The sequence below is a fragment of the Micromonospora sp. DT228 genome (assembly GCF_049841595.1).
In the GTDB taxonomy this organism is placed as follows: Bacteria; Actinomycetota; Actinomycetes; order Mycobacteriales; family Micromonosporaceae; genus Micromonospora.
Genome location: NZ_JBNCKO010000013.1, coordinates 203441 through 211310, shown reverse-complemented (window position 1 = coordinate 211310; position 7870 = coordinate 203441). Strand labels below are relative to the sequence as shown.

Genomic DNA, 7870 nt, shown 5'->3' with positions numbered 1-7870 from the left:
CGCCGTGCGCTACGAAGCCACCGTGCACATCGCCGCGATCAACGAGTGGCTATGACCGACTTCGACACAGACCCTAGGGCTCGAGCGTGGCGGGCATGCCGAAGGCGGCGACGTGACGGGCACCGATGAAGGCGTTGCTCTCTACGATCTTCCCGTTCTCGATCCGGAGTACGTCGACGACAAGCGCCTCATAGTGCGGGCTGCCGGGCCGGCGGAGATAGTTGATCAGTGCCGGGCGCCCGTTGGCCGAGGTGGGGAAGGTACGCCAGTCGAGCGGTCGGCCGAGGAACTCCGCGACCGCGTCGATCCCGACGACCGGCGGCTCGGGCGGCATCGTGATCCGTACGTCCTCGGCGAGCAGTGCCCGGACCGTCTCCGGGTCCTTCGCGTTGGCGTAGCGGCGCAGGATCTCTTCGTCCTCGCTGGTGAGCTGTGGGCGGCGCCAGTCCTGTGGGTCCGACGGAGCGTGCCGCCGGAGGGTGTGGCGGGCCCGCTGGAGGAGGCTGTTGACGGCCGCTACGGCGGTGTCGAGCGTGCCGGCGACCTCCTGCGGCGTCCAGCCGTAGACGTCGCGCAGCACGAAGGCCGCCCGCTGCCGCGGCGGCAGGTACATGAGCGCTGCGATCAGGGCCAGCTCGACGGTCTCCCGGGCGGCGAGACCGGTCTGCGGATCGTCGGCCAACAGGGCGTCTGGATAGGGACCGAGCTCGGTGGACCACTCCAGCGGGTCACCATACGGAATCGTCCGGCGACCGGCCGCCCTGCGGCTGTCGAGGAAGACGTTCGTGGCGATCCGGTAGAACCAGGTGCGCGCCGACGCCCGACCCTCGAAGCGGTCGCGAGCCCGCCAGGCACGGAGGAAGGCCTCCTGCACCAGGTCGTCCGCGTCGGTGACGTTCCCTGCGAGGCGGTAGCAGTGCACATGTAGCTCGCGCCGGTGCTCGTCGAAGGCGCGCTGCAGCCAGACCGCCTGCTCGTCAGGCGAGTCGGACATGTGATCTCCCCGGGGCTGAGTGGTCCTCACCACCGTACTGACGACCGCGGATCCCATCCGTCATCGGTCACCGATGACGATCGCCGACTCGGTCGTCTGTACCTGTGACCGATCCCCACTCCACGAAGGAGACAGCCATGACGGCAACCCCCGAGTCCAGCGCCGCCGCGCCCCCGGTCGTCGACCGGGAGACCTGGCTGCGCGAGCGCGACGAGCTGCTGGTCCGGGAGAAGGCCCATACCCGCGAAGGAGACGCCATCGCAGCCGCTCGTCGTCAGCTGCCGATGACCGTGATGCCGACGGTGGCGGTGCGGGGCCCCGGCGGGGACACCCCGCTGGTGGAGGTGTTCGAGGGCCGCCGGATGCTCATCGCCTACTTCCACATGTGGCACGACGGCAAGCCGCACGAGCATCAGTGTGAGGGGTGCACCTTCTCGACCTGTCACCTGCAGATGCTGGACTACCTGCACGCTCGGGACGTCACCTACGCCGTGTTCTGCGACGGTCCCTACGAGGAAAGTGCCCCGTTCGCGGAGTTCATGGGCTACCCGTTCCCCTGGTATTCGGCGAAAGACTCCGACCCGGCTCTGGCCGACGGTCGTGACTTCGGGTTCATCGCGTGCTACCTGCGCGACGGCGACCAGGTCTACGAGACCTACTGGACCACCGGGCGGGGCGTGGAGGCGTTGATGACCAGCTACCACGCCCTGGACATCACCGTGTACGGCCGGCAGGAGAACTGGGAGAACTCACCCCAAGGTTGGCCGCGGGTCAGTGGTCACCCGTGGCGGCTCAACGGCCGCCCCACCGCCCAATGGTCACGCCCCGGCGTTACGCCGGCGGTGACGTCCTGACGCTCGAGATGATCATGCTCGGGTCGGCCGCGGTGTCGGCCTGCTGCTGCGTCGTGCCGCGGGCGGGCGCGTCCCGCAGGGCCCGGATGCTCGCGGGTGCGATGGTGGCTGTCATGGTCGCGGTGACCCTCGACGCCGCACCGGTCGTGCAGTACGCGGGCGCGCTGCTGCTGCTCACCTTCGCGGTGGCACTCGTCACCAGCGGTCCGACCGAGCGCGGCCCGCAGGTGGAGTGGCACCGTACGGCCGGGGCCGTGCTCATGGCGCTCGCCGTGTTGATGCATCAACACGGCGGGTCGATGGCTGCCCACCACATGGCCGCCGGGCCCCGGATGGACCACGGCACCGTCACCGGCCATGACGCGGCGCTCGTGTTGCTACGCGCCGCCACGGCGGCTTACCTCTGCTGGATGGCGGCCGCACTCGTCCGGCTGCGCAATCGACCGATCACGGACCTGCTCCGTTGGGAGCACCTGGCCATGGGGGCAAGCCTCGCGACCATGATCTTTTTCCTGAGCTAGCCGAGTAGGCCAGCCGGCAGATCAAGTGACGTTGGAGTACGGGGGCGCGACGGAGACGTGGGCGGTGACGATCCGCCAGCCGCCGGGCAGGCGGACCCAGGTCTGGGTCTGCCGCCCGGTGGCGTCGGCGTCGGCGTACCCGAATCGGGTCGTCACGACCGCCAGGTCCGGGCCGAACGTGGTGACCACCGGGTCGACCAGCCGCCGACCGGCCGGCAGCGGTGGCTGCGCGGCCCGCCACTTGCGCTGCTCGTCCAACCCGTACTGATGGTCGGCGATGCCGAAGCGCACGGTCTGGTCGGAGTCCCAGAAGTACCCGCAGATGTCCTCGGCGTCACCATCGGCCAGCGCCCGCTCGTAGGCGGCGAAGGCCGCCGTCACCTCGGCGACCACGTCCGTCCGGTCGATCTCCATGCGGTACGTCCCTTCGATCCGGTGGGTCGGGAACTGGCCGGCCCGGTCGGTGGCCGGGACGCCTCCGACCGGGCCCGCCGGCTCAGCCGCTCAGCGCCGACGTCCGCCGCTCGCCGTCGGTCCGATCGGTGCTGACGTCAGCCGGGCCGTGCTCCCGGTCCAGTGCGGCCTCCTCCGGGTCGGGCTCGCGGGGTGTGGGACGACCCAGCGCGAAGACCGCGCAGATCGCCGCGACGAAGAGGTAGCCGAGTGCCACCTGACCGTTGGCGTTCCACTCGATCCGCTCGCCGTGGATCAGCCCGATGAACGACAGCACCGCGCCGGTGCCGGCGAAGATCGCGGCCCGGACGAACCGTTTGTCGATGATGAAGACCACCACCGCGCCGAGCACCAGGCCGGCGAGGATCGCACCCTGACCGAGCACCAGCAGCCCGTCGTAGATCACCCCCGCGCCGTTGAGCGCGTCGTCGCCGACCGCGGCGGCGGTGGTGCCGGCCGCCGCCAACGCGTTGTCGATCTGCCCGGTCGCCCAGGCCGCGATGTTCGGGATCAGCGCGGCGACCACGGCGGCGGCGTGCGCCCGGGGGGTCGCCTGGAACGCCTGCGCCCCGATCAGCAACCCGATGTAGAGCAGGATCGGCACGATGGCCGCCGTCGGGAAGATCGCGCCGAGCAGCCCGAACATGCCGAGGAAGCAGAGCACCGCGATCACCACGCCGGTCGCCATCGAGTAGCCGCTGCGTCCACCGGCCGCCTTCCAACCCGGGTGTCCGACATAGACAGCCGGCGGGAAGGGCGAGCCGAGCGCGGCCCCGATCACCGCGCCCGCGCCGTCGGCCAGCAGCACGCTGCGCAGGTTGTAGTTGTCCCCCGCGGTGGCGGCGCTCTCCACGTTTGTCATGCCCTCGGTGAAGTTGTAGACGCCGAGCGGAATCGCCGTCGCCAGCAACGGCGCCATGTCGGCCAGCCCGGTGAAGAGCAGGTCCAGCTTGAACGACGGCACGGCGATCGCGATGTCCCGGGCCGCGGCCGTCACGTCCGGCACCGACATCGCCCCGCCGGCCCAGCCGATCGCGGTGCCGAGCAGCAGCGCGGCGAGCCCGATCGGGAAGTTGAACGGCAGCTTCACGTCGGTGAGCAGACCGATCAGCAGCAGCGCGAGGACCGGTAGGGCCACCCAGGCCATCCGCCACATCTGCCCGGCCGGGTTCATCGAGATGAACGTGATGGAGATCCCCGCGAGGGTGCCGAGCAGTGCGGCCCGGGGCGCGTACCGGCGGATGTAGGGCCCGACGAACGCGCCGATCAGCACGATCACGCCGATGATGAAGGCCCACGCAAGCCCGGCCTCCCAGGCCCGTACGGGATCCTGGGTACGCAGGTAGATCGGCAACATGATGACGAAGATGACGATGAACATGTGCGGCACGCTCGGCCCGTACGGCAGGGCGGTCACGTCGGTGCGGTGCTCCCGTCGGGCCAGCCGGCGGGCCAGGTAGGTGTAGTAGATGTTGCCGGCGACCAGGGCGATACCCAGCGCCGGCAGGATGGTGCCGAACACCTCCCCCTCGGGAAGGTTCACCACGGCGAGGCAGAGCCCGGTCAGGGTGAGCACGTTTACCAGAACGTTGACGCCGAAGCCGAAGAAGGCGTTGGTGTCGCCGCGTACCCAGTACGGGAGCGGGGCGACGGTGGGCTTTGTCGAGACCATGGCTGCTCCCGGTCAGGAAGAGGGTTGCAACACTCCGGTGGTGGGCAGCGCGGCGCGTACCTGCGCCGACTCGGCGACCCACCCGAAGATCCCGCCCTGGGCGGCGATCATGTCGAGCCCGACCCGCTGGAACTCGGGGAAGTAGGACCCGACGCAGTCCGCGAGCACGAGACACTCGTACCCGCGGTCGTTGGCCTCCCGGACGGTCGTGTGCACGCACACCTCGGTGGTGACTCCGGTGACCAGGAGACTGCGGATGCCCCGCTTCACGAGCAGGCCGTCCAGTTCGGTGGCGTAGAAGGCGCCCTTGCCGGGCTTGTCGATGACCGGCTCGTCGGGCAGCGGGGCCAGTTCGTCGATGATGTCGTGGCCGTACTCGCCGCGGACCAGGATCCGGCCCTTGGGTCCGAGGTCACCGATCCGCTTGCTGGGCGCTCCGCGGCTGAGCTTTGCCGGTGGGCAGTCGGACAGGTCGGGCAGGTGCCCCTCGCGGGTGTGCACGATTGTCAGGCCGACGGCGCGGGCGTCGGCCAGCAGCGCCGCGAGCGGCGCGATGGTACGACGCAGGTGGCCGACGTCGTTGCCCAAACTCGCACCGAACCCGCCGGGTTCCAGGAAGTCGCGCTGCATGTCGATGACGAGCAGCGCCGTGGTCGAGAGGTCGAAGGCGTACGGGCCGGGCCGTGCGGTGGGGATGGTCAACATGGGCGCACCTCACTGGGCCGTGGCGGCGATGACGTCGTCGGATGTGGTGACGCAGCCGAAGACGCCGCCCTGCATGGTGACCATGTGCAGTGCCGCGTCGTGGTTGGCCTTGTCGGTGGCGCCGGTGCAGTCGGAGAGGATCAGGCACTCGTAGCCCCGGTCGTTCGCCTCGCGCATCGTGGTGTGCACGCAGACGTCGGTGGTGATGCCGGTGAGGATCAGGTGGGTGATGCCCCGGGTACGCAGCACCAGGTCGAGGTTCGTGGCGTAGAACGCGCCCTTGCCCGGCTTGTCGATGATCACCTCGCCGGCCACCGGGGCGACCTCGGGCACGATCTCCCAGCCCGGCTCGCCCCTGATCAGGATCCGACCGGCCGGACCGGCGGTGCCGATCTCGGCGCCGATGCGCGCCGACCGCCACCGCTTGTTCGCCGGCAGGTCCGACAGTTGCGGGTCGTGCCCCTCCCGGGTGTGCACGACGAGCATTCCGAGCGATCGGGCGTGCTCCAGCAGCCGGGCGGTGGCCGGCAGACCGGCCCGGGTGAGGCCGATGTCGTAACCCATCGCGTCGACGTAGCCGCCCGGCCCGCAGAAGTCGGTCTGCCAGTCGATACAGAGCAGTGCGGTGCGCGCGGTGTCCGCCGCGCCGTCGTACGGCCACGGGTAGGGGTTGGCCGGTACCGGCCCGATGGTGCCCATCCTCTCGCCTCCTGTCGTGATCGCTGGTGCTGGCGCGTCAGCGCCTGGTGGCGGCGCGCCGGTAGGCCCGCCACCCACCGGTGGCGCTGATGTCCTCGGCCGGTGGGCCGACGGCGTACGCCTCGCAGAGGAAACCGAGCACGTCGCGCCCGTCGTCGAGCCGGATCCAGCCGAGCGAGAGTGGGGTTGGGACCCCGGCCAGCAACCCGCCGACCGCGGAACCGGGCAGTCGCCACAGCTCGACCTCGATCGGATGGCCCGCCGGTCCGTCCGACGCCACCCGGACCAGGCCGGGGAGTCCCTCGCCGTCGGGCGTGTCCATCCGGAAGAGCCGGTAGAGCGGCGCGGTGCGGGCGGTGTCGACGAGGGCGCCACCGTGCCCGACCAGTTCACCGTTGCGGGACTCGCCCGTCAGGTGCCGACCCACCACGGCAATCAGCAGTTCCACCGGGCGCTGTGCCGGTGGTGGGCTGACCTCGACCGTGCGGGTCGGTGCGCCGCCGTCGGTTAAGGTGGCGGCCAGCCGGGCCAGGGTGGTGTCGCTGAACGCCGGGCCGATGAGGGTCAGGCTCGCCGGGCGGCCGGTGCTGGTGAACCCGTTGGGTACGGTCACCGCGGCCAGGTCGAGCAGGTTCGCGAACTGGGTGTAGCGGCCGAGCATGGCGTTGCGCCCGATCGGGTCCTCGGCGATCTCGTCGAGCGTGAACGTGGTGCCGACGGTGGGCACGACCAGCACGTCGACGTCCCGCCAGAGCGTGTCGACCTGTGCGCGCAGCTCGCGCAGACGGTGCTGGCCCCGGAAGGCGTCGATCGCGTCGTAGCGCCGCCCGGTCTCCAGCACGGCCCGGGTGACCGCGAGGACCGACTCGGGATGTGACCGCAGGAAGCCGTCCAGCGCGACCAGCCGTTCGGCCACCCAGGGTCCCCGATAGAGCAGGTCGCCGGCCTCGAAGAAGTCACCGAGCGGCACGGACCGTGGGGTCCCGACGAAGGTGCGCAGCCGTTGCACCCCGGCGACGAACCGGGCCTCCTGCCCGGCGTCGCCGAAGAACTCGAGGTCTTCTGCCCGGGGCACCCCGAGGCGTAGCGTCCCCGGCCTGCGGGCAACCACCCGCTCCTCCGGCAACGGACGCCCCCACGGGTCGGCCGCCGTGACGCCACGGGCCGCGTGCAACACCTCGACGGCGCCGGCGACGTCGGCGGCGAAGACCGACACGCAGTCCAGCGAGCGGCAGGCCGGGACCACGCCGGCCGCGCTGAGCAGGCCCCGGGTGGGTTTGAGGCCGACGATCCCGTTGAGCGCCGCCGGCACCCGACCGGAGCCGGCGGTGTCCGTACCCAGGGCGAAGCTGACCTGGCCGGCGGCGACCGCGACGGCCGAGCCGGAGCTGGAGCCCCCGGAGATCAGCCCGCCGCCGAAGACGCTCTCGCAGCTGCCGTACGGCGAGCGGGCGCCGGTCAGGCCGGTGGCGAACTGGTCGAGGTTGGTCTTGCCGACGAGCATCGCACCGGCGTCGAGCAGCCGGCGCACCACCGGCGCGTCCTCGGCGGCCCGGTACCCGAAGTCGGGGCAGCCGGCGGTGGTGATCATGCCGGCCACGTCGATGTTGTCCTTGACCGCGAACGGGATTCCGTACAGCGGCAGCACGGGATCACCGTGGCGGGTCAGCGACTCGGCGCGTGCGCGCAGCCGATCGGCCGGGACGGTGCTGATCCAGACCGGTCCGTCGGCACGCCCGTCCAGTCCATCCAGGACACGCTCGGCCTGGGCCGCCGGGGTCAGGCCACCGTCGCGGTACGCCGACCGAAGCTCCGAGATGGACTCTACTCGCTCTGGCATACAGTCGATTGTCGACCGAACTGTTACGAGAACCAGCGCGCTGTGTAACGACGACATGACGGCAGTCCGGCCGCCCCGCGGGCCTGGGGCGTGTGTCAAAGTCCTCGGCTCGACCGAGGACTTTGACACCCG

At 70.9% G+C, this 7870-nt stretch carries 9 protein-coding genes; 2 read left to right on the top strand and 7 right to left on the bottom strand.

Annotated elements, in window-relative coordinates:
- Nucleotides 1-73 precede the first annotated feature (73 nt).
- Complete coding sequence (locus tag ACLQ29_RS24700; RefSeq protein ID WP_425773850.1) at nt 74-994, bottom strand: RNA polymerase subunit sigma-70; 921 nt, start codon at nt 992-994, stop codon at nt 74-76.
- 137 nt (nt 995-1131) lie between these two features.
- Here ACLQ29_RS24700 and ACLQ29_RS24695 point away from each other — a divergent pair, with 137 nt between their 5' ends.
- Nucleotides 1132-1848, top strand: coding sequence for a DUF899 family protein (locus ACLQ29_RS24695; protein WP_425773849.1), 717 nt, complete (start codon nt 1132-1134; stop codon nt 1846-1848).
- On the opposite strand, the gene ACLQ29_RS24690 is transcribed toward ACLQ29_RS24695, so the two are convergent.
- Nucleotides 1826-1963 carry a hypothetical protein gene (locus ACLQ29_RS24690; protein WP_192580493.1) on the bottom strand — a complete coding sequence of 46 codons (138 nt, stop codon included), beginning with the start codon at nt 1961-1963 and terminating at the stop codon, nt 1826-1828. The genes ACLQ29_RS24695 and ACLQ29_RS24690 overlap by 23 nt on opposite strands.
- Between ACLQ29_RS24690 and ACLQ29_RS24685 the strand changes: the two genes are divergently transcribed.
- Nucleotides 1962-2369, top strand: a complete 408-nt coding sequence (locus ACLQ29_RS24685; protein ID WP_425773848.1) for a hypothetical protein — start codon at nt 1962-1964, stop codon at nt 2367-2369. The two genes, ACLQ29_RS24690 and ACLQ29_RS24685, sit on opposite strands and share 2 nt — an antisense overlap.
- 21 nt (nt 2370-2390) lie before the next feature.
- Here ACLQ29_RS24685 and ACLQ29_RS24680 read toward each other — a convergent pair whose 3' ends face one another.
- The 5 genes from ACLQ29_RS24680 to atzF form a co-directional block, all read right to left on the bottom strand.
- Complete coding sequence (locus ACLQ29_RS24680) at nt 2391-2783, bottom strand: AtzH-like domain-containing protein (protein WP_425773847.1); 393 nt, start codon at nt 2781-2783, stop codon at nt 2391-2393.
- 82 nt (nt 2784-2865) lie between these two features.
- Nucleotides 2866-4494, bottom strand: a complete 1629-nt coding sequence (locus ACLQ29_RS24675) for a regulator (protein WP_425773846.1) — start codon at nt 4492-4494, stop codon at nt 2866-2868.
- A gap of 12 nt (nt 4495-4506) precedes the next feature.
- On the bottom strand, nt 4507-5199 hold the full coding sequence (locus tag ACLQ29_RS24670; protein WP_425773845.1) for a cysteine hydrolase family protein: 693 nt from the start codon (nt 5197-5199) through the stop codon (nt 4507-4509).
- Nucleotides 5200-5208: 9 nt separating this feature from the next.
- Nucleotides 5209-5898, bottom strand: a complete 690-nt coding sequence (locus tag ACLQ29_RS24665) for a cysteine hydrolase family protein (protein ID WP_425773844.1) — start codon at nt 5896-5898, stop codon at nt 5209-5211.
- Between the two features lie 37 nt (nt 5899-5935).
- Nucleotides 5936-7738, bottom strand: a complete 1803-nt coding sequence (gene atzF, locus ACLQ29_RS24660) for an allophanate hydrolase (protein WP_425773843.1) — start codon at nt 7736-7738, stop codon at nt 5936-5938.
- Nucleotides 7739-7870 lie beyond the last annotated feature (132 nt).